18 protein-coding genes and 3 pseudogenes are annotated in these 23,196 nt (G+C 36.8%); 14 read left to right on the top strand and 7 right to left on the bottom strand.

Translation table 11 applies throughout. The features are described from left to right. The first annotated feature begins 215 nt into the window (after positions 1-215). The 13 genes and pseudogenes from QNI22_RS31170 to QNI22_RS31105 all read left to right on the top strand — a co-directional run bounded on the left by QNI22_RS31170 (position 216) and on the right by QNI22_RS31105 (position 13,228). Complete coding sequence (locus QNI22_RS31170; RefSeq protein WP_314517026.1) at positions 216-1,208, top strand: RHS repeat domain-containing protein; 993 nt, start codon at positions 216-218, stop codon at positions 1,206-1,208. Continuing rightward, positions 1,198-1,590 carry an energy transducer TonB gene (locus QNI22_RS31165; RefSeq protein WP_314517023.1) on the top strand — a complete coding sequence of 131 codons (393 nt, stop codon included), beginning with the start codon at positions 1,198-1,200 and terminating at the stop codon, positions 1,588-1,590. The genes QNI22_RS31170 and QNI22_RS31165 overlap by 11 nt, the downstream gene beginning before the upstream one ends. Positions 1,591-1,902: 312 nt before the next feature. Then, positions 1,903-3,021, top strand: coding sequence for an RHS repeat domain-containing protein (locus tag QNI22_RS31160; RefSeq protein WP_314517321.1), 1,119 nt, complete (start codon positions 1,903-1,905; stop codon positions 3,019-3,021). An 11-nt stretch (positions 3,022-3,032) separates the two neighbouring features. After that, on the top strand, positions 3,033-3,554 hold the full coding sequence (locus QNI22_RS31155; RefSeq protein ID WP_314517021.1) for a hypothetical protein: 522 nt from the start codon (positions 3,033-3,035) through the stop codon (positions 3,552-3,554). A gap of 224 nt (positions 3,555-3,778) precedes the next feature. Continuing rightward, positions 3,779-4,707, top strand: a pseudogene (locus tag QNI22_RS40375) (IS982 family transposase). Positions 4,708-4,839: 132 nt separating this feature from the next. After that, the gene (locus tag QNI22_RS31140; protein WP_314517319.1) at positions 4,840-6,342 is read left to right on the top strand and encodes a cell wall hydrolase; all 1,503 of its coding nucleotides are present in this window, start codon (positions 4,840-4,842) and stop codon (positions 6,340-6,342) included. 197 nt (positions 6,343-6,539) lie between these two features. After that, positions 6,540-7,460 (top strand): annotated as a pseudogene (locus QNI22_RS31135) (RHS repeat-associated core domain-containing protein); the annotation flags it as partial. Further along, complete coding sequence (locus QNI22_RS31130; protein ID WP_314517013.1) at positions 7,457-7,921, top strand: hypothetical protein; 465 nt, start codon at positions 7,457-7,459, stop codon at positions 7,919-7,921. The pseudogene QNI22_RS31135 and the gene QNI22_RS31130, both read left to right, overlap by 4 nt. A 345-nt stretch (positions 7,922-8,266) precedes the next feature. Further along, positions 8,267-9,232, top strand: a complete 966-nt coding sequence (locus QNI22_RS31125) for an RHS repeat domain-containing protein (RefSeq protein WP_314517011.1) — start codon at positions 8,267-8,269, stop codon at positions 9,230-9,232. Between the two features lie 100 nt (positions 9,233-9,332). Further along, positions 9,333-9,980 carry a hypothetical protein gene (locus tag QNI22_RS31120; RefSeq protein WP_314517010.1) on the top strand — a complete coding sequence of 216 codons (648 nt, stop codon included), beginning with the start codon at positions 9,333-9,335 and terminating at the stop codon, positions 9,978-9,980. A gap of 229 nt (positions 9,981-10,209) precedes the next feature. After that, complete coding sequence (locus QNI22_RS31115; protein WP_314517008.1) at positions 10,210-11,178, top strand: RHS repeat-associated core domain-containing protein; 969 nt, start codon at positions 10,210-10,212, stop codon at positions 11,176-11,178. An 11-nt stretch (positions 11,179-11,189) separates the two neighbouring features. Next, positions 11,190-11,864 (top strand): hypothetical protein, encoded by a 675-nt coding sequence (locus tag QNI22_RS31110; protein ID WP_314517006.1) that lies wholly within the window; start codon positions 11,190-11,192, stop codon positions 11,862-11,864. Positions 11,865-12,082: 218 nt separating this feature from the next. Next, positions 12,083-13,228 carry an IS481 family transposase gene (locus tag QNI22_RS31105; RefSeq protein ID WP_314517004.1) on the top strand — a complete coding sequence of 382 codons (1,146 nt, stop codon included), beginning with the start codon at positions 12,083-12,085 and terminating at the stop codon, positions 13,226-13,228. Between the two features lie 126 nt (positions 13,229-13,354). Here QNI22_RS31105 and QNI22_RS31100 read toward each other — a convergent pair whose 3' ends face one another. The 4 genes and pseudogenes from QNI22_RS31100 to QNI22_RS31085 form a co-directional block, all read right to left on the bottom strand. After that, the gene (locus QNI22_RS31100) at positions 13,355-13,498 is read right to left on the bottom strand and encodes a hypothetical protein (protein WP_314517003.1); all 144 of its coding nucleotides are present in this window, start codon (positions 13,496-13,498) and stop codon (positions 13,355-13,357) included. Between the two features lie 226 nt (positions 13,499-13,724). Then, a complete protein-coding gene (locus QNI22_RS31095) occupies positions 13,725-13,964 on the bottom strand; it encodes a hypothetical protein (RefSeq protein ID WP_314517001.1) in 240 nt (79 codons plus the stop codon). 23 nt (positions 13,965-13,987) lie between these two features. Then, a pseudogene (locus tag QNI22_RS40370) lies at positions 13,988-14,264 on the bottom strand (transposase); the annotation flags it as partial. 240 nt (positions 14,265-14,504) lie between these two features. Then, positions 14,505-15,167 (bottom strand): recombinase family protein, encoded by a 663-nt coding sequence (locus tag QNI22_RS31085; protein ID WP_314516996.1) that lies wholly within the window; start codon positions 15,165-15,167, stop codon positions 14,505-14,507. Between the two features lie 460 nt (positions 15,168-15,627). On the opposite strand from QNI22_RS31085, the gene QNI22_RS31080 reads away from it, so the two are divergent. Next, positions 15,628-15,768 carry a hypothetical protein gene (locus QNI22_RS31080; RefSeq protein WP_314516993.1) on the top strand — a complete coding sequence of 47 codons (141 nt, stop codon included), beginning with the start codon at positions 15,628-15,630 and terminating at the stop codon, positions 15,766-15,768. Between the two features lie 895 nt (positions 15,769-16,663). Here QNI22_RS31080 and QNI22_RS31075 read toward each other — a convergent pair. From QNI22_RS31075 to QNI22_RS31065, 3 genes are all read right to left on the bottom strand, one after another. Further along, positions 16,664-20,920: an nSTAND1 domain-containing NTPase gene (locus QNI22_RS31075; protein ID WP_314516991.1), complete on the bottom strand. Its 4,257-nt coding sequence runs from the start codon at positions 20,918-20,920 to the stop codon at positions 16,664-16,666. A 9-nt stretch (positions 20,921-20,929) separates the two neighbouring features. Further along, positions 20,930-22,156 carry a caspase family protein gene (locus QNI22_RS31070; protein ID WP_314516989.1) on the bottom strand — a complete coding sequence of 409 codons (1,227 nt, stop codon included), beginning with the start codon at positions 22,154-22,156 and terminating at the stop codon, positions 20,930-20,932. Positions 22,157-22,419: 263 nt separating this feature from the next. Continuing rightward, positions 22,420-22,989 (bottom strand): gasdermin, encoded by a 570-nt coding sequence (locus tag QNI22_RS31065; protein WP_314516986.1) that lies wholly within the window; start codon positions 22,987-22,989, stop codon positions 22,420-22,422. Positions 22,990-23,196 lie beyond the last annotated feature (207 nt).

Genomic DNA, 23,196 nt, shown 5'->3' with positions numbered 1-23,196 from the left:
TGATGGATTTCTAGAAATCGGAACATAAAACTTACTTAACTTAGTTGGAAACTAAATCAGAAATGGAGTTATCTATCTGGATGTTATTTTTTACTTTGTTATGCGTTTTAAGTTTCAGCTTTCATTTGTTCAATCTTAACTGTTTTTTGATGCAATAGAGAGCCTGCTTTAATAAGCAGGCTTTTTGTTTTCTGGCATTACTGACTGAAAAATAATTGATTCATTTATCTCGTGTAGCCACAGAAGACGGCTATGTACAGATTCTGGTCGCCAATGAAAGTGAAAGACCCGTTTGGTTTGATGATATCAAGATTAGTTATTCACGGGATCTGATCGTTCAGGAAAATCATTATGATCCTTGGGGATTGAATCTGGCAGGAATTGAAACAAAAGGTAATCCGAATGATAAATTTCAGTACAATGGAAAGGAAAAGCAGGAAGAGTTTGGCCTGAACTGGATGGATTATGGAGCAAGGCAATATGATCCTCAGTTGGGCAGATGGCATACGATTGATCAGATGTCCGAGAAGATGCGTAGACATTCCCCTTACAATTATGCCTTCGATAATCCAATTCGCTTTATTGATCCAGATGGAATGGAAGCAAAGGATGTAAGACCAAAAGATCAGAAAGCTTTAGAAGCTATAAAAAGTACATTACCTAAAGAAGCTAGAGATTTTGTTGTTGTAGATAAAAAAACAGGGATGATTGATAAAGCTAAACTGAGTCAATATAAGAATACAGGAAAAAGTGGTAATGTAGATGCCTTAAAACAACTTGTTAATGATAAAAAGGTTTATAATGTTAGTGTTGCAAATAAATTTAGTACCAAAGACGCTGATGGAAAAATAATAACGCGAAACATGGCGCCAGTTGACTATATTGACTTTTTGACAAAAAAAGAAATGAAAGAGCCTGAAGGATTTTTAGGACAGACTTTAATACCTGGCACTGCAAAAGACCAAGATAACTCTCCAAATAATGAGGTTCAAGTTATTATTAATGAGACTCTAAAGGATGTAGATAAAGCAAAGCTAATAGGACATGAACTTTATGGGCATGCATATATGTACTCTCTCGGAAAACCCAATGGACATAAAGGTATTCCAGGGCCTAATGGGGAGGGGTTTATTGAAGGAAATAAAGAGTTAGGTAATCAAATTAAAAATAGAACTAATGAAGCTGAGAAAAATTTTCATGATCAATAGTATTGTAGTTATATCTTGTTTTTTCATTTTATGTTGTATTGGACAGAACAAATCTATTAATGATAATAAGATATATGCTACAAATGAAGTCGATTCTTTGCCTTCTTTTCCTGGTGGTGAAGAAGGGATGAGACAACATATAAGTCGAAATATCAAATGGGTGGTTGATTCTGATGTTTCAGGAAAGGTTTATCTATCATTTGTAGTGAATTACGATGGTACTATCTCTAATATTACAATAGAAAAAGGTCTGTGTGATAAATGTGACCAAGAAGCAATCCGAGTCGTTAAAACGATGCCTCTTTGGAGACCTGGCCAATTAAATGGCAGGAGTGTTAAAACTAAAGTAATGATAAATATCTCATTTAAAATTATTGGATAAATCAAGTAAATTTTGTTACAAGATTTTTCATCGAAATAAGAATTTCATCTAAGACTGAGGAAAATGATTCTCCTCAATCTTAGATGAAATAGTAAAGTATGTAAACCGATATGATTTTCTAAGCCTTTTAGAAGTTTTCCATCTCAATGTTATGACCTGCTGTCTAAATTTGCAGAAGATAAGCTCTTTAACGGTTCAAGTAGGTGATAACAATTATAATCCTGCATCATTCTTGTATCAAATTTCTAACTTGATCTAAGCTACTAAATAAGTACGTAGCAAACGTATCCTTCTGAATTACTTACCAAGCGAATTGCGTATCTGTCAAGTGGATCTAATGCGTTCCAGTTTTTACAGATTAGCGAACAGGTTATACAACAATCCGGGTATGTAAGAATCTTTGTTGCTAGTGAATCCAACGTTAATACCTGGTTTGATGAACTTTCTATTACATATACAGAGTCACCTATTGTCCAGGAGAATCATTATGATCCGTGGGGATTGAATCTGGCCGGTATTGAAACTAAAGGTAATCCTAATCATGAGTTTCAATATAATGGAAAGGAGAAACAGGAGGAGTTTGGACTGAATTGGATGGATTATGGGGCAAGGCAATATGATCCTCAGTTGGGCAGATGGCATGTAAACGATTCAAAAGCAGATAAATATGCTTCTGTAACAACTTATGTTTATTGTGCTAATAATCCAATGCGCTTTATAGATCCGGACGGGAACGATATTTATGACCCGCAAGGAAACAAAGTCTTAATTAATTATGAAAATGGTCAAATAAAATCCATAAGTGGGACTTCTGACGCTAAGTTTATTCAATTACTAAATAATACATATTCTCATTCAGATATTGGAAAGAACGCAATTATTGATATGAGTTCATCTGCAATGAATTATTATATTAATTTACATGAAGAACGTGGGGCTTTCAAAACAGACCAAGGAAAGTTCAATGAAGTAAATGGACTCAGTATAGCTGATAATGATAATGCAATTATTGATATTTATGCAAACGGTGCTGAAAGTCTAGGTTCTATCACAGCGAAGGATATTCCAAGTTTTGAAATATTGGATTCAGAAGGAAAAGAAGTTAAAATAGGACCCAAACAGGTTCAGAAATTTGTAAGTGAGATCAATAACAATGTTGGTAAAAAGGAATCTAGTCTTGATCAAGGTGCTGCTAGTGGACTTACTGCAGATGAAAGCGCTACCTATGATGAAGCTAGTACTGCTGATAAAAATAATAAAGAGTTACGTTCGACCCATACCTTGATCTATGAATACTCAAATATTAAAGGTAGACTTAATTATTCAAATACCAATAAAGTGAGTCGTGATAGTGATAGCGCAATGCAAGCAGGAGAAACAACAGGTAGAAAGGCTGTTGCAGAAGCTTATAAGCAATATAAAAATAAATAGATTGAAAGAAGATGAATAAGTTATTAGTTTTTGTACTTGTTGGAGCACTATTTTGCAGTTGTAAGATGCACCAACCTATATTTGAAGAAAACGGATTAGGCATTTACAATAAAAAAAATAAGTGTCTAGTATTTGTTCATTTTATGACTAAGAAAGATAGTATTTCTATTACGAGTCAGGATTTGCTATTTATTGCCAGAAAAGTACCTAAAATAGGAAAACTAAATAAAAATCGCGAGAGATTTGATTTAAATGTATTTCCTGTTGTAAAGGATAATAACTCACGTGAAGGTTTGTATGCTTATAGCATAACGTCAAAGTATAAAGGTAAAAGTCTTTATGCGATAAAATATACTCATGGTGAGCCTCATTCCTTCTTCTTTTGGACTGTAGATCCAAATCATATTTTGTTTTTTTCTAGCAATAAGAAAAAGAATATACAATATCTAGACCACCTTAGTAAGCACACTTTGTATAAAAGTATACTGCAATACAGAAATGAACTTGTGGATAATAATATCCTCATTGATTAAGTTTTTAAAATTATACTATTGATCAGAATCCTAAAAAGTATCTTTCATTTTCGAGGAAGATACTTTTTATATTTACAAATGTTACTAATTTTTACATAAGCAAATTGATCTAGTTCGTACAAAAAAAGTTTAAGTTAACGTGAGTTCTGGATTAGGGAAAAGCTAAAGGATTGAAAGATAGCTAGTTTTGCATTGTCCAGATGTAAAACCTAACTCAATCCTTTATGCAAGCCCAAATTAGTGAAAATAAACTAATCGAACTCTTTATTGAGGTGGATGATTTAGCTATTGCTTTCCAATCCTATCAAAACAACCATCAGGTAGGTAAAATGCGTAAGACTACTCGCACTCCGGCTTTGACTCAATCGGAAATCTGTACCATTTTGGTTGCTTATCATCTATCTGGGTATAAATGTTTTGAGTATTTTTATCGCCATCAGATTTTATCACCGTATCGTTCTTATTTTCCTAAGGCGCCTTCCTATTCCCGTTTTGTCGCCTTGATTGAGCGTGTTTATCCGTTATTGTATGTGTGGTCGTTACACACCTGTCTGAAAGCTAGCCGAAGTGGTTTGTACTTTATTGATTCAAAGAGAATGCCTGTTTGTCACATTAAACGTGAACATTCTCATAAAGTCTTTGCCCATACAGCTCGAAAGGGAAATCCTCGTTAGGCTGGTTAGTGAATCAGATACGATTCACTGGATTTAAGTTACATTTGGTCATTAATGCCTATGGACAGATTGTCAATTATAGCTTTACTACGGGTAATGTGGTTGATAACAATGGGCAACTGCTGCAAAAATTGTTAAAGGGCCTAGAAGGCTTTTGTGTAGGGGACAAAGGCTATCACACCCGTTTATTTGACTATTTTTACAGTCAAGGATTACAACTACTGGTCAAACCAAAGAATAAATCCATACCAAAGGCTATCTCATTGTTGGATCATCAGCTCTATCTGAAAAAGAGAGCTTTAATCGAGTCTGTCAATGAGTTGTTAATCTCTATTTGTAATGTAGAACATACCCATCATCGGAAGGTAGAAAATGCCTTCATCAGTATGATGGCTTCTTTGATTGCCTATCAATCATTAGATCATGAACCTTGTATTTTTGTTGCAAACACACAACACCCATACGCAATGGCTGCTTAAACTAATCCGGAATTCACGTTAAGTTATTATCCTTGGGGATTAAATCTGGCCGGAATCGAAACACAGGGCAATCCTAATGATAAGTTTTAGTACAATGGGAAAGAGAAACAGGATGACTTTGGGCTGAACTGAATCGATTATAGAGCCAGGTTCTATGATGCGCAATTAGGCAGATGGCATGTGATTGATCCATTGGCTGAGAAAATGCGAAGACATTCACCGTATAATTATGCCTTTGACAATCCTGTTCGGTTTATTGATCCAGACGGGATGATTCCTGGAGATATCTATAACGTAAATGGAGAACATATAGGAAATGATGGTCGTGATGATAACCGGGTGTATATAAGAGAAACAACAGATAATAGTCAACTAACCCAAGAAGAAGCACGGTCTGATATAGATGTCACCAATTATTTGAATAGTTCTTCTAACTCATGTGTTCGTCCTAACAGTGGCCCTTTAACGGAAGTAACACAAGACAGTGATATTGGGGTTTTATCCAGAATGATATATGCTGAAGCAGGTGGTGAAAACCAAACTAGTAAGGAAGCCGTTGGTGATGTAATAAAAAATCGAGTAGAGAGTGATAAATTTCCTGATACCTACAAAGATGTTACTGAACAATCTGCTACAAATAAGAAAGGAGGGCAAACTTATCAATTCTCTGCAGCAGATCCTAGTCGGTCAGAGAATTGGAGATATTATGATCCCAACAATACTACCAAACAGACGCCAGAAGAAAAGACAGCTTATACACAATCCATTCAGGCAGCAATCAAAACTTACTATGGAACAGGTACAAAAACAGAGGGGGCTCTTTTATACTATAGCCCAAAATCAATGGCAGGTGGTAAAGCACCAAACTGGAACTTCTCTATATTAAGTGAGGTCAAGGTACAAGGTGTTAATTCCAATAGTTTTAAATTCTATAAATTCAAATTGGGTATGAATCGGTGTTTGCTTATCTTCTTATATCTGTTGTGTTCCAGTTTTGGAACACAAGCTCAACAAATGTCTTTCCAAAAACCAGACCGAAGAACAATTCGATTGGATACTCTTTTTTCATATATCTATTGGAAACAGGGTAGTTACTACCAGATAAGTAATACTATATCTCATAAAAAGATTTTGGAGAACCATGCTTCTAAAGATATACTTGTTATGGAAGATGTGGTATATATCAGTGGTAGTAAATCTAATTATGTATTATTTGCTAATTTGATGGGTGGAAAAAGTAGTATTGCAATTTATGTTAATAATGGAAATCTAGTTTATAGTGAAGAATTGGCTGCAATAAGTGATTTGCAAGTGAAAGAGTTCGGTAATGAAAAAATTATAAGTTCAACTCACAAATACTCAGATATTTGCTCCGATGACACTTGGATAACAGTGTTTGCTTATACAAAAAATGGCTTTACAAAAGCATTCCATAGCCAGCTTATGCTAGACTTTCATGGGGATACAGAGACCTTCTGCAAGCCTACCACATCATTTAAGCGAGAGGTTAGTATTGAAGTTCAAAACAAGGCAATTCAACTTCTTTTACAAGAAGAATATCCAAAAAAGAAATATAAAAAAACATATAAATTGATTAAAGGTAAGTTCCAGTTATCTCATTCTAAAATTAGATAATAAAATAATCCATAAAAGATTACATAGATTCCTTGTCAATTAGTATTGGCAAGGATCTTTCATTTTTATTTATGTTTAATTGGTTGTGTTTGTGCTGTTGATAGACTAGGATCGATAAACTTATAACTACTAGCATCATGGATGCTATCACATAGAATCAATAATAATACAAGAAAGAGAATCATTATGATCCGTGGGGATTGAATCTGGCAGGTATTGAAACTAAGGGTAATCCTAATGATAAGTTTCAGTACAATGGAAAAGAGAAGCACGAAGAGTTCGGTCTGAACTGGATGGATTATGGAGCAAGGCAATATGATCCTCAACTGGGTAAATGGCATGTGATAGACCCTGTTGCCAGTAAATATTCCGAGTATTCGCCCTATAGTTTTGTGCTCAATAATCCTTTAAAGTTTATCGATCCAGATGGTAATACTGTTACTGATCCGAAAGGAAATGTTGTTTTCACTGCTACAAGTGAAGAAGGATGGCATCTTCAATATGCGCGTGAAGATAGAGAAGGTAATGTAACAAAAGTGTATTATTATGGTGTTGAAGGAAAGATATTAACAGATAAGGGCACTGAGTTGAAAGCTTTCAGAGCTACATCAAATGAAGTTAGAAGTGAAACTAAAATAAAGTATGACGGTAGTGAGCAAAAGGGTCAGGCAATCAAAGATTGCTCACGTGATTGTACTGGTAATGCATTTGGAGGAGCTGTCGTGAATATGGCTACTGAGGATTATGCTAAAATAGCTCAGGATGATAATTATACTACACTTTCTGGTAAAGAAACTCCCCAAACAGGTGATGTTGGAGTATATACTAATGAGCAAGGGCAACAAGAGCATTTTGAAGTATATAAAAGTCCAACTGAAGTCAATTCAAAAGGTGGATGGGAACCAGATCCTGGCCTGACACCTCCTCACTCAAAATCAAAGTTTATGGATAATAAATATTCTGTTGTTCGCAAAAGGAGTCCACACACAGTTGTAAGAGAAAATAATGGATCTTACACTGCTACCCGTAATGGGAAAACAGCTTCAGGTATAACACAGGTCTCCAACGAAGCATTTGAAAAAATTAAGAAAGCAGTTCAAGCAGCAGTAAAAAAATGAAACTTTTTATTTTTATTATACTATTAAGTTTCTTGAGTCAAGTTGGCTGGGGACAAACGAAAGGAGAAATCCGCAACTTGTTGGAGAAGGATTCCATTCATATGCTTGTCAGTAAATATGGTGAGACAGAAGCCATACGCAAACTTATGCATTATGCGGAGTATGAATTCAATCCCCAAAAGGATGCTTGGTATGATTTGCAAGATGTAGATTCGGTTTTAGTAGAGTTGATGGTATCCACTCATTATACTTCTATGCGAATGCAGGCATTTTATTGGATATGGCTTATAGTTACAAAGCAAACACAGCGAGTAAAAGATAAATACCTGGGACTTCTTATAGACAGAAGAGACTCTCTGATTTTGTATGATTTAGTGAGAGATAAAAGTAAAAGTAACTTCGCCTTGGTTAAAAGGTGGAATAATTCAGAGAATGAACTTAGTAAGGCCTATAAGTCTTAGATTAATCTTTTGCAAACACAAAAATTGGATGATCTAAGATCGAAGAATAGCACGCCAATGAATAATTTAAACTACTACTGGAAAAGTGAAAAATCGTTGATTCTACAAGAGTATGAAAGGAGAAAGAAAAAAGACAAGTAGCCCATTGTATTATGCATTCTATCTGTGTTGAGAAATAACAAGAGCCAATAACATCATTTAAAGTAAAGCCCTTACTGTAATAGGTATGGGCTTTATATCTTTTAAGAGGCTGTTCAACTAAACCTGTAACCGATTTATGTGCATATATTCGTTGCTAACGAGTCAGATACGCAGGTTTGGTTTGATAACTTACAGATTACCCATGTGCAGTCTCCTATTGTTCAGGAAAATCATTATGATCCATGGGGTTTAAATTTAGTGGGTATTGAGAAACAAGGTAGTCCCAATCATAAGTTTCAATATAATGGAAAAGAGAAACAGGAAGAATTCGGTCTGAATTGGATAGATTATGGTTACAGGAATTATGACTCACAGCTTGGCAGGTGGCATTCCATAGATAAGTTTACAGAGAAATACAACTTGCTATCTCCATATCAATATACACTTAATAATCCTATGTCAACGGTTGATATCCAAGGAGATAGCGTTTATGTAGTGATAAATGGTCAGATTAAGTTAATTTCTGAAAAACATCTTGAAATTTTAGAACGAATGCGAGAGAAACTAATGAAAACAGAAGATGGTAAGAAATTAATGGAGCATTATGAAGCGAGTAAAACAAGTGATATTTATATTACTGTCCAACCATTTAATGATAGGATAAATAGTTCTGGGTCTACAATTTACTATGGTGCCATCAAACCATTTAAAATGATAGATAAAAAAGGTGTGATAGATCTTTCATGGGCAGTCTTGAACAAGCCAAATCAGGGTTCAATGGACCATATCACACTATCTGGAATAAAAGTTAAGAACCCTCTTAATAAGATTTCGTTTGTTTCTATAAATCAAGATTATTTAGAAAATAAAGGGCAATGGGCTAAATATTCTATTTATGATAAAGCATTTACCTTATGGCATGAAATAAAAGCACATATTGATTTGGGTGGTGGATCTGCAGCTGATGATCATGCTGTTTTGGGAGTTGAAAAAGCAGGTATTGATCAGAAAGCAGCTGCAGGTACTCCCGCAGAATCAATGATATTACAGCTTAAAAATCTAAGATTCCTCGAAAATCTCCAACAATCTTTACCGGCACAATTTAATGAAAAATTACCTCAGCAAAACAAGGCAGATAATACTAAGACTGGTCAAGGGACTGGATTCTAAATTCGAACTGGTTCTTGATACAAGACTAATTAAACTTAGTAGATTTCTTCTTCTCTTTTTTATTAGTTGTTGTGTAAGTAAAAAACATTCATCGGAACATGTGCAATTAAAGGCAAATTCAGATCCATTAGTGTATTTGAATTTGCCTATAGATTCTGTTTCTCGTGGCTTTTTCCATTTAATGGATACACTTTCCACTTACAAATGTAGTTGTACAGATTCACTATATAAAGATTCAATCAATTTGGAAAAAAACAGTTATATTTTTCTATCAAATACAGATACATCCATAAATGGAAGAACATATTATAGATTCAGAATGTTGGATGATAAAACAAATAATAGTTACTTCGACTATGTAGGTTGGAAGGGAGACACACTTCTGTATAGAGTAGAAGGCTATGCTGCTTTAGCAGAAAAAGTATTTACAAAGCAAATGAAAAAACCTTTTTATTTTCCAGATAGTCTGAAAGATTCAAATTTTTTGATTTTTACAAATCTGGATACTATCACTTGGAATAGCAATAATCCTACTGGCTTTAGTGGATTGATAAAAGTTCAAAGACCTGAAAAGAATATTAAAGGACATCTTTTTAAGATATTTTCTAATAAAGTTCCTGATCACATAACAAGTCACTCTCCTTCTATACATGAAATATATGCTAATAAGCAATTAGGTATTATTTTCTTTAATTACAACGATGGAGAACGAACATATGATTGTTGGTTGGACAAGCCAAACGGTTAAGCTCGTAGGAGGAAAAATTGCTTACTTTACATTGTGAAATGCATTTATAGATATTAGGTTTTAAGATTAAGACTAATACCTGTAAGTCAGATATTTACACAATATAACAAGGTCTGCTCGGGACCTCACCAAATAACTAAACCCCTGGATTTATGAAAATAATTCAGGGGTTTCTCTTTTTAAGCTGTTGCTGTTAACTACACAAAAGATCTGATTGTTCAAGAGAATCATGGGTTTTATCCCGCTTTCCATCGGGAATCTCTGGAGATTGAATCTGGTCAGTATTGAGTTACAGGGTAATCCTAACCATAAATTTCAGTATAATGGAAAAGAAAAGCAGGAGGAATCTGGATTAAACTGGTCAGATTATGGGGCTAGAATGTATGACGCGCAACTGGGTAGATGGCATGTGATAGACCCTGTTGCCAGTAAATATTCCGAGTATTCGCCCTATAGTTTTGTGCTCAATAATCCTTTAAAGTTTATAGACTCTGATGGAAATACTGTCACTGATCCAAATGGTAAAATTATATTTACGGTTACAGAGAAAAATACCCTTGTTCCAACTGGGAGGACTAGAGAAGGGACTGATTCAAAAGGATCATACACTGCTTATGAAGTTTTTTATGGTGACAAAGGTAAAATCCTTACAGATAAAGGCACTGAAATAGAGGCGTATAGAGCTACAGAAGGAGGAAATGCAAAACTTTATGAAGTTAAGAGATATAATGGTAGTAATGAAATAAGTGCCCCGGTTTCTTTAGAAAGAACAGGCGATTGCTCTCGTGACTGTACAGGTAATGTAGTTGGAGGTGAGGAGTTAAATATGTCAACATTAGACTTTGATGAAACTATTCAAAATGATGATGATTATAGAACTTTATCATCTGGTAAGGAACCCAAAGCTGGAGATGTAGGAGCATACAAAAATAAAGCGGGTCAAAGTGTACATTTTGAAAAATATATGGACAGTAATACAGTTAATTCCAAAGGTGGTACCGCGAAGGATCCTGGTCTTACTAAACCACATACAAAGGCGAATTATATGGATAAGAAATATTCTGTACTTCGAAAGGAAAGCCCTCATATGGTTGTTAAAGAAAATAATGGGTCTTACCAAGCTAGCAAGACAGGAACAAAAGCTTCAGGAATAAAAGAAGTCTCCAATGAACAATTTGAAAAATCAGACAAAAAATAACTGGTGATTAAATGAAAAAGATATTTAGTTTGTTGTTTGTGAATTTCATCACTTTGAGTGTTATTGCTCAAAGTGATGAAAACATAATTAGAGCCGCTTTAGAATCAGACTCAATAAAGTCGTTGTTAATAAGATATGGTAGAGAAGCAACTATAGATCAACTTATGGTTTTTGCTCAAAAGTTCTATAAACCTCAAACCGATGCATGGTATACAAGTGAAGATATAGATAGCTTGTCACGGCAAGAAAAATCCTATCCTCCCATTTCTGAGCCTTACACCTCCCTAAAACTGAAAGCATATTTTTGGATTTGGCTTATTATAACTAACAATGACTCCCAATTAATCAAATCAAAATGGCATCGTGGATTTGTAGGCTATTTAGTCTCAAATGATAGTGCAGATAAATATGGAATTTATGATTTGGATGCAATCTATAATCGTTCTGGAAGGCACTTTGGCGTAGATGATACGTTAAGGATTGTTCGATTCGAATCATACACTATGAGATATGATCGAACAGAGGAGAAAATGAACGAGATAGATAAACTATATTCAGAATGGATTGATAAATTTCGAAAAGAAGGATTGTCCAAAATTCTTAAAAAGAAACAATATCCATTACAAGGATCATCTTATAAGTGGAAAATTGCAATTCTGAAAACTCGGATCTTTACTCGCAGATAAATTTTAAGCTGGCCAAAAAAATGTAGTTAAAAGTTCTAATAAGAAATTGGTAGTCTTTCCATGTATTAGAATAAATTTTTGAAAGGATAAAAGATATTCTACAAAATAGGGTTAGAACATCCCAATTTACTTCAATTAGATATATTTATATGAACTAGTCAAGACTTAATCGGACAGTTACTGAAAAAAAATAGTAACTTCTACAAACGATTAAGCCGATGACAACTCAAGAAAAGATCATCAAAAACAAGGTGGGAGTGCTTGAACTGGCCTCCCTTTTAGGTAATGTCTCCAAAGCCTGTAAAGTGATGGGCTACAGCCGGGACAGCTTTTATCGCTTCAAAGAACTCTACGAAAAAGGCGGCGCGGTTGCCTTGCAAGAGATCAGCCGCAGAAAACCTATCCTGAAGAATCGAGTTGAAGCTCACATTGAACAGGCTGTCACCCAACTGGCCATTGATCAACCTGCCTTTGGCCAACTGCGGGCCAGCAATGAATTGAAAAAACAAGGCATTCTCATCTCACCAGGAGGAGTACGAAGCATCTGGCTCAGACACAATCTGGAAACAATGAGTAAGCGGCTAAAAGCCCTGGAAGTCAAATCCGCCCAGGAAGGTGTTGTTCTAACCGAAGCCCAGTTGGCCGCATTGGAAAAAGCCAAGCTCGAAAAGCAGGCCCACGGTGAGATTGAAACCCATCATCCCTGTTATCTGGGAGCCCAGGACACTTATTATGTAGGCAACATCAAAGGTGTGGGCCATATTTATCAGCAGACCTTTATCGATACCTACAGCAAAGTTGCCTTCACCAAGCTGTATGATCGCAAAAATGCTTTGGTAGCGGCCGATTTACTGAATGATCGGGTAGTTCCGTTTTATGAGCAGCATGGCTTGCGATTACTCAGAGTACTGACTGACCGGGGTAGCGAATATTGTGGAGCCAGGGAGCATCACGAGTATCAACTGTATCTGGCCATTGAGGACATTGATCATTCCAAGACCAAAGCATACAGTCCGCAGACTAATGGCATCTGTGAGCGTTTTCATAAAACGGTAAAAGAGGAGTTCTATTCTGTTGCGTTTCGCAAGAAGGTTTACCGGACAATCGAAGAACTGCAAACCGATCTGGATGTGTGGATCAATGAGTATAATATTAAGCGCACCCATTCGGGCAAATATTGTTTTGGCAGAACACCCATGCAAACGTTTTTGGAGAGCGTGCCACTAGCAAAAGAGAAGTTAATTGAGTATTATCGTGATTCCATTTTTTCTGCCAATTCCTCCTTCACCAACCCACAGGAGGATTGGCAGAAAAAAAAGCCTTCTGAGTTAGACGCCCAAGGTACTGTCACTGAGCTCAGCTGACAGGGTATTTTTTGCTCTCTGTCCGATTAAATCCTGACTACTACAATTTATACAATTTTTTTATAGATAAATAGTAACAGTGATAGGTCACTCAATCTATATGTTAAATTATCTTTTTATTAAACCCTAAAAATCTACACCAGCTACGTGCGCAGTATCGGCTTCAATGGCTAGGCATTCTCTGTTATATTCATCAAGCCGATGTTGCACACGTATCAGATCAATATTCAAAGTGCGAAAGCTACGACCGTCTGTAAGGGCGTCACTCATAAAGTCTTATTGACCAGATACGGTCAATAGTCCAAATTTGATTCCTCTTTTTCAATTGGATTAATGGCTGCTGGATTCGTTCTGGTAGACGTTTCTTTTGCTTTCTGGGTAAATTCAGTTGTAATTGGCAATACAAACGCCAAACCCACTTATGATTTACTTTCTGATTTGATTTCTGTTTTTTGGATAAACAATGATATATTTTCCAAAAGCCCCAATAGGGATGTCAGTCAACAATACTCAGAATCTGAATTTGCAACTGGCCTTGTGGATCTTTTTTAGATTGATACAATAGCATCCGCCTGGAAATACCTGCCATATGAGCTGCTTTACGTTGACTAAGCTTTTTCTCTTTGACCAACCAATGAGCCAACTTGCGCCGTTGGACAGGTGGACCATCTCTGGTCCAGATACCACTTTTAATGGCTACCGCATGGGATTGAGTTGATCTCTTTAAGTATTTCATTCTCAATACTTGCTAATCAGATACGATTGGTCAGCAAACATCTTTTTCAATCTACGATTTTCTTCCTCTAATTCTTTGACTCGTTTTAAATCATTGGAGCAAAGATGCTCCAGCTTCCATGCCTCCATACTTCTTCATGCCGTTGGCTTGACAGGTTTTGCAATTATGGAAAGTGGCTTAGTGAACCATATACGGCTCATAGGTACCATATTCTCTGGCTATTTGAGCAACTGTTTGACCTTTTTCCTGTTGTTTGAGAATAGAAATAATCTGTGATTCTGTAAAACGCATTTTTTTCATGTGCCCAGTGATTTAAAGTGAAAAAAATCATTTTTCTTTATTTTTCACTGGCTCACTTTATAGGGATGCCTACATACCCATCTTATTGTTAACTTTATCCACTGCCTGCATTAGTTTTTCCTGCTTGCTTCGGGCTATCTCATCAAAGAGGTTGAGTTGCACCTGATCGCTAGATATAATACTGGCGGCTCCCTGTTTTCAAACAAATTTAAAAAAAGAGAATTTAAATTGTTTTTCAAATTAAGCTTTATCAACAAGCCGTTTTACACTAGTAGCCTGAAACGGTTTTCCATAACGGGTTACATACCCCAGTTCATTCAAGCGAGCCGCAATCTGCCTCAGAGATAACGCTTCTTTTTTTAGGAGCAGAGCCATTGCTTTTGCTTTAATATTATGTTCATTAAGCTGAGCATTTTTCTGAATAGTCTCAATGGCTTTCTTTCTGGCTTGATCATTCAGGTTAGCAGGAGTACCTAATTTGAATCCCTTTTCTTTTTTACTCTGCAGTGCAGCTTTGGTTCTTTCCGAAATCATCTTTCGTTCCTTCTCTGCCAGAGCCGCAAACAGATGAACTGTAAAGTGATCCGCTTCCGGCAGATCACAGGCTTTAAAATACACTCTGGATTCTAATAGTGAAGAAATAAAATACACGTTCCGTGAAAGGCGATCGAGTTTGGCGATCACCAGCAAGGCATCTTTGCTTTTGGCATAGGCGATGGCTTTCAAAAGTTCGGGTCGGTTGTTATTCTTGCCACTTTCGATATCGGTATATTCAGCCAGGATCTGCCCACCTTCACAGAATTTTTCAACCGTTCTTTTCTGGGCTTCCAGTCCTAGGCCCGATTGTCCCTGCTTTTGGGTGGAGACCCGGTAATAGGCAACATAGGTTTTGGAAAATAGCATAGTAGTATAGTCTTAGTAGTATAGTCTTGGAGCCTAACGTTATGATCTAGCTTAATGATAGTGCTTAGTTACAAAATCTGGTAAAGCAACCTTGTGATTTTATCTTTTTCCTACAGTTTTAATTTTTTACGTACTTACTCAGATCGTTTACCCAAAGTCTGCCATACTGGCAGGCAAAAGTAGGTGAAAATATGGAGTGTTACAAATCATAAACGGTCGTTTGTGATTTGTAACAGATGAAAAATTAGTTCATTTCAAAGTGGACAACTGGGTGGAACAGAGCTAATGGTAGCTGTAAAAGGTCTAGTTTGTGGAGAATCTGGTTTCTTTTTAATAGTTGTATGAAATTCAGAAGTCTTTCTGTTGATCTTGTTTAGAAAAAAATGTACATTGATTGTATAAGAAATTTCGAAGATAAGTTTCATGTTCTGTTCTTTAACTCATTTTAAACTTAAGTAATATGAAAATATATCAGGGAATTAAACCTGGTCCAAAGCCTAAAAAAGAGGATGGATCTTTAGATAAAAGAAGGCGGGTTACTCCGGAAAAAAAGGATGATTATCCTCCTCTCAAACGTCACAAACACAAGCCTGGTGATTGATTAAGTGTTAAACAAGGTTGACAAAGTAAATAGAATATGTAGTTGGAATCTATTTTCTGGATGGCGCTCAGTATTGCTTACATTTATTTGATGAAATGCTTTGACTTTAATCATTTAGGAGCTGGATTGTATAGTACTTAAAACATACCTTTAGTGGGAAACTGACTTGTAATCAGTAGGTCGCTGGTTCGATCCCGGCAGGGGGCTCCTGAAAATCAGGTACTTATGAAATAAATTCATAAGTGCCTTTTTATTTGTGCATTACTTGTCAGCTTGTACAAGTTTCCCTACAATTTTCTATTTGGTTTAAGAAGTAACTTAGATAACTTATCGCCAAAAGTAAACTGATGGTTCACTTTTAAACTTTACTCCCTAGATACATGACAACAGTTCCCTTATACCATATAGCTTTTTGAATCATTTTTTAAATTTGAATGAAGTTTTTAACCTCATTTAGAAGCTTTTATTAATTACTTAACAACTATATTAAATATGGTTATTTAATGGATTAAGGATTTCTTTGTTTAAGCCTAAACGATATTGTATTTAACATAAATGGAGTTGAAATTGAAGAAGCCGATTCAGAGAGCAGAACAGCTTTTTGTTCCAACCGAATTCTCCATACAACTTTTAAGAAGCCTTTAAAAATAAAGAAATGACCATTAAACGCCTGAAAATTGTTAGTATTAATAAATTCAGATACAAAGGTAGATGTTTTATAACAGAATAGCATTTACATTACTGTTTGCGAAGAAGGTTGGATCACAGAAAAACTTGGATAACGATCAGCAAGGCAGTACAATCTATATAATTTGCCGTTTATTTAATCGCAGTCGTAAAGAAGAACAGATATATTGTTTTAAAAGATGTTAGATATCCAAGACAAGGCGTATTTTTATTGTATGTTAGAACGCACAATTTCTGCTTCTTGTAAATGATTCTGCCGCCAAACATTACTTTTAGGATATTTACAAGCTTTGTAATGTTCTTTTGCCATTTTCTCATATTCTTGTTTCTTCTTATCCCATTCATTGAAAGAAAGGGTATGAATCTCCTGATCAGTAAGGTTAAAAGTCGTTCCACTAAACACTTCAATCTGTTTCAACAACAAATCGCTAGGTAAGTCTAAATCGACATTCATGTCATATAACTGTAATCCGTCATTTGCCCCCCACCAAAGAAGTTTGCTGCCATCTTTAGTGAAAAATGTGCCATAAATCGCCTTATCAGAGATCTGGTTAGTAGCTTTGTTGGTTACATCATACAGCCATAGACCATCAATACCCGTACTAAAAACAATCTTACTTCCGTCTTGGCTGAAAACGGCAGTATAGATATCTTTACCGGATACCTTAATGGTAGTCTTGCTGGCTACATCATACAGCCATAGACCATCAATACCCGTACTAAAAACAATCTTACTTCCGTCTTGGCTGAAAGAGTACCTGAACTTATTTTTATCGGATACCTTAATGGTAGTCTTGCTGGCTATATCATACAGCCATAGACCATCGTTATCCGCAAAAGCAATCTTACTCCCGTCCGGGCTGAAAACAGCATCATAAATCACCTTATCGGATACCTTAATGGTAGTCTTGCTGGCTATATCATACAGCCACATACCAACTTTCATTCCCTCTGCCCAAAAAGCAATCTTACTTCCGTCTTTAGTGGAGACAACTTTCTCAATCACCTTATCGGACACCTGGATGGTATTTTCACGTACTACATCATACAGCCACACACCTTTGTTATCCCGAAAAAGAAGTTTGTTTCCGTCCGGGCTGAAAACGGCAGTATAGATATCTTTACCAGATACCTTAATGGTAGTCTTGCTGGCTACATCATACAGCCATAGACCATCAATACCCGTACTAAAAACAATCTTACTTCCGTCCGGGCTGAAAACAGCAGTATAGATATCTTTACCGGATATCTGGATGGTATTTTTACGTACTACATCATACAGCCACATACCACCATCGCCTGCCCAAAAAGCAATTTTACTTCCGTCTTTAGTGAAAAGTGCGCCATAAATCGCCTTATCGGACACCTGGATGGTATTTTCACGTACTACATCATACAGCCACATACCACCAACTCCTGCTCCTGCCCAAAAAAGAAGTTTGCTGCCGTCTTTAGTGAGAACAGCATTATGAATCACCTTATTGGAAAGGGTAGTAGCCTTGCTGGCTATATCATACAGCCATAGACCATCAATACCCGCACTAAAAACAATCTTACTTCCGTCCGGGCTGAAAACAGCAGTATAGATATCTTTACCGGATATCTGGATGGTATTTTTACGTACTACATCATACAGCCACATACCACCATCGCCTGCCCAAAAAGCAATTTTACTTCCGTCTTGGCTGAAAACGGCAGTATAGATATCTTTACCAGATACCTTAATGGTAGTCTTGCTGGCTATATCATACAGCCATAGACCATCGTTATCCGCAAAAGCAATCTTACTCCCGTCCGGGCTGAAAACAGCATCATAAATCACCTTATCGGATACCTTAATGGTAGTCTTGCTGGCTATATCATACAGCCACATACCACCAACTCCTGCTCCTGCCCAAAAAAGAAGTTTGCTGCCGTCTTTACTGATAGAGGGCCTGAACTTATTTTTACCGGATATCTGGATGTTAGTCTTGCTGGCTACATCATACAGCCATAGACCACCTTTCATTCCCTCTGCCCAAAAAAGAAGTTTGCTGCCATCTTGGCTGAAGACAGCATCACGAATCATCTTATTGGATATCTGGATGGTAGCCTTGCTGGCTATATCATACAGCCATAGACCATCAATACCCGTACTAAAAACAATCTTACTTCCGTCCGGGCTGAAAACGGCAGTATAGATATCTTTACCAGATACCTTAATGGTAGTCTTGCTGGCTATATCATACAGCCATAGATCACCATCCATTGCCCTATCCCAAAAAAGAAGTTTGCTGCCATCTTGGCTGAAGACAGCATCACGAATCATCTTATTGGATACCTTAATGGTAGTCTTGCTGGCTATATCATACAGCCATAGATCACCATCCATTGCCCTATCCCAAAAAAGAAGTTTGCTGCCATCTTGGCTGAAGACAGCATTATCGATATATTTATCGGATAAAATCTGACTCGAAATGACGTTAGTAGTGAGGGCTAAATGAATATCTGTTAATAAAAATTTCGCATATCCATCATCTTGATTATTTTCTAGAGCAGAGCCTATCAAATAGGAATACTTAATTAATTCATTTTCGGATCTTGCCTTATCAGCCATACTCCAATAGGTTGTAGCTAATTGTTGCTGAGCTTTTTTTGCATTATCATTTGCAATAAATGCTAGTATTGATAATCCGATTAAAGCAACAGATACGATCATTGTTAGGATTTTTCGTCTGTTTTTTTTGACTCTTTTAAGCGTATCTACGGCCTGTTTACTTGCATTGATGAGAGCCATTATTTTTGGGCTAGTCCCTAATTCCATTGCGTCTGAGCTAGCAATCCAGCGCTCTGCTTCTTTTAGTTCTACTTCGTCTAACAAACTCGCTTCTTCTCCTCGCTCTTTTCGGCGATACCATTCATCTGCTTTATCTTCTAATCCTCTTCTGGTTTGTTCTGATTCTTTGGCTTCTAAAGTCCATTGTTGATACTTTGGCCAGGCAACTATTAATATTTCATGAGAAAGATCTACTGTTTCGTTTTTGTCATCACCACTCAATGTCAAAAGTCTATTATTTGATAGTTGATCAATGCACTTATTAAAATCTTCAATAGACTCTATTGTATTTTGCAGGCTTTGCTTTTTCTGTTGTCTTCGAGTATGGGATCTGCCTTCATTAAACTGAACTAAGCGAAGAAAGATACGACGAGCAATGAGTTTTTGGCTATGGGAAAGATTGGCATAAGTTGAATCGGCTATGATTGCTAACGCTTCGGCTAAACCACTGCGATTATTTCTACCTAGGCTTTCATAGGTATGAAGAGGAATTAATTGCCTTACTCTTCTATCCCACAATAATCGCATGGTTTCTTGTATTAAAGGCAATATACCGGGTTCGTTAGCAGCGTCATTAATCAATCTTTCTATTAATACAGCATCAATATAAACACCTATTTTTTTAGAGGGTCTTTCAACAGCAATTCGAAGATTGCTTTCTCGCAGTGGTGTTATCTCTAGTCGTTCTGAAGAGTCAATGGGCCAGAAGTCACTATACATCAAATCGGCGTAGTAATCCGCCCGCATGACAAAAACTAAACGAGTTATTTCCTTCGGTTGTGATTGTAAAAATTTATGTAGTTCCGAGCGATCTTGTTTGGGAAAACTAAATAACTCTTCAAACTGATCGATCACTAAAACTAGTTTTGTATCTTGACTTCGATTAGTTGTAGCTGTTAAAAATCTGTATTCTGCAATTGCGTTTTCAATCGATATTTTCCATTCTTGTGCTGTTTTCTCTCCAATTCGTAGTTTCTTAACTTCCCATTTTTGGCGTTTTGAGTTTAATTTGGGTAGTAAGCCCGCATCTATTAATGAAGATTTACCTGAGCCTGAAGAGCCAATGATAAAAAGCCGATGCTGATGCTCAAGCCGATGACACAAGACATTTATTTCGTTTTCTCTTCCAAAAAAATAAGCGGACTGCTTCTCACTGAAAGGACGCATTCCTGGATAAGGACAGACAAGATTTGGAATTTTATTGGCTATTTTCCTTTCAAATGTTTGGACAATTTGTAGTGCTACTTCTTCCCAATCTTCATGTTTACTTGCTTCTAGCCCTTTAAGCATGGAAAGACTAATAGGCAAAGAAACGGGGTCTAGATGAATAGGAATGATGCGCCACTGTTCCGTCAGTAGATCATAGCTTTGAGTCAATAAACTGACAAACTGATTGTGAAAATCTGCTTGATACGCTTTAGAAAGAACCAGTATTACCCGTTCGCTATCCTTGATCGCCTCTTCTATCAACACAATTTGCGGCATGCCTTTAGGCAAATCATCTTCAATACAATAGCTTATCTGAGCGTTTTTCAAAGCATCCAGTAAATAGCCTTTTACCCAAGCCTGGTCTTGTTTGGCATAATAGACAAATGCATCATACTTGTATTGTCCTTTTGGAACAGAAGCTAAAGGAGTTTGTTCTTTCATCAGTGGAGATTATAAGTGGGTAGGTTGCTTGATCTCATAGACCAGACGGGTAATGTTGTCTTCAAACTCACTTACATCACTCATGTCCAGCCACATGCGAGCTCTGATATTCAGACCTGGCTTGCAATCCTCTTTTAGAATAGCCAGAAAACGGCGCTTTCTTTCTTCTAGCCCCAAATAGGTTGCCATCAGGCCTTCAAATTCTGTAAATCCATTTTTCAAATATGAAGGAGTGAGAATGGCCAAAGTGTATCGGCTCTGTGTAACTGCTCTTTCCATCTCAGTTATGATAGGCTTACTCAAGCCGAAGGATTTATAATCCACACATATTTTCAATCGTTGATTTTCCAATGCGGGAATCAGAACAGTTTTAACCCAACTTTTGTCTGATTTATCATAACTCACAAAGACATCATATTCGAATCCATCCGATGGAGCAATTGTTAAGGTCATACTTGTCGTCTTTCCATTGACAGCGATGGCAATGGGAAAATTCTCTTCAATCTCCGCTTTGAAAACTGGATGCTGATCGGCCTGAGCTGCTGTTACTTTGGGTTGCAGGTAGTGAAATAGATCACAGATACGAATCCATCCGTCTGCTGAGATAACAGCTCCATTCAAGCCTTCCAGTAAATACTGTGTAAAAAGACTATTTCTGGCTCCAGGCATAATATGAGATACTTCCGTATCCCGCGAAGCGGCAATGATCACCCGTCCCCGACCAGACTGAAGCTGTTGAAGATACGATTCTGAAAGCCCAGTTTTTGAAAGTGCTTTTTTTGCGGGCACACCTGATTTGGTAATCCCTGCCGCATGACAGCAATCAAACACGATGACAATCCGTCGGGCTTTCAGCGAGTGAACATAAGAAGAGAAATCTGCTCCTGAGATAGCTGTTCGGGCTAAGTCTGCATCAGAGTCATAGTTGCTGTCCACCGAAAGTAAATACTCCCCCTGAATGACTGGCCCGGTCAGCCTTCCCCCATGACCGGAATAGTAAATAAGAACAGTATCCTCTGACCCAACTTTGTTTACCAGAGTCTGTAATGCCTGTTCAATGCCTTGTTTGGTGGCATTCTCATTCAATAGCAATGTTACATTATCTGTTGCGTAAGCACTTTGCTGAGGTGTAATCAATACCTGAAAAATATCATTGACATCATCAATAACTGTTTGAGGAAGTTCAGTGATAAATTCATAGTTGGCAATACCAATCAGTAGTGCATGTGCATTCATAAAATATATAGGAGAATGTGTAACAGTCTAACAGCTAGGATAGCAAGAACTTAGAATAACAATAAAAAAGGGCAGGAAAAGTGAAAATCAACCTGTAAGAATCCTTATTAGGGAATATTTAAAAAACGAGACTCCACAGTCAGACTTTCTACATTCTTCGGGCCAACTGCTTTCATTGTAAACTCATCAGGAGCAGGTTTAAAAGCAGAGTATTTTCCCTGATCGTAGTATAATCGCACCGCCTTGAATCCAAATACAAGTAGTTACTTACCCTCATAACTGATCTTGGAACTCTTTTCCTGATCTGCTTCCACTTTCACATTGGCCCCTACCACTTGTTGAATGGCAGGTACACTTAAGTCCACCTTGGTAGAAGAACTTCCTTTCGTCTCTACCGTAAACTTATTGGACTTAATCACTTCTGTGATTATGTACAGGTCATCGGCCAGCATCAATTCGGAAACATAAGTAGAAAACGAATCAATGTCGGCGTCAGTTAAAAACTGATCGAGTTTGGTTAGCTCGATCCGGTTTTCCATCACATCCAAAAACTCAAAGGAAATCAAACTCGCTTGCTTGTATTCCGTATCCAGTCCAATTTTCAGGTCACTGGAAGATTGTTCACTGATACTGGCCACTTGATTATCCGGTAAGATGGGCGGAAGTTCTTTGGAACCACCACTGGTCATCACGGTGGATAAGTCCCCCAAGCGGTTAAAACTATTCCCGTTCCTAATCAAGAGTTGTAAGAGGTGAATATCTACCCGAGGTAAACGAACCAGGTTGTAGCCATTGGATTTTAAAAGGTTAACCAGTTTGTCATTACAGAACATAATTAAATCGTTTAAGTTGTTAGCTATCTAATAGTTATTAAGTTTTTCTAGGTTAAAATTACGACAATAGACTAGAAAGATATTGATAGCTAAGTGTAGCCAACTGGCGGGTATATGTCAATACCTCATTTGAGGTATTTTGTATCAAAATAAATAACTAATTATCATGATATACTCATGAGCAAAAAAATGCATAAAATTCCGGAA

The sequence above is a fragment of the Xanthocytophaga agilis genome (assembly GCF_030068605.1).
GTDB classification, from domain to species: Bacteria; Bacteroidota; Bacteroidia; order Cytophagales; family 172606-1; genus Xanthocytophaga; species Xanthocytophaga agilis.
This window is presented reverse-complemented; position numbering and strand designations above follow the sequence as displayed.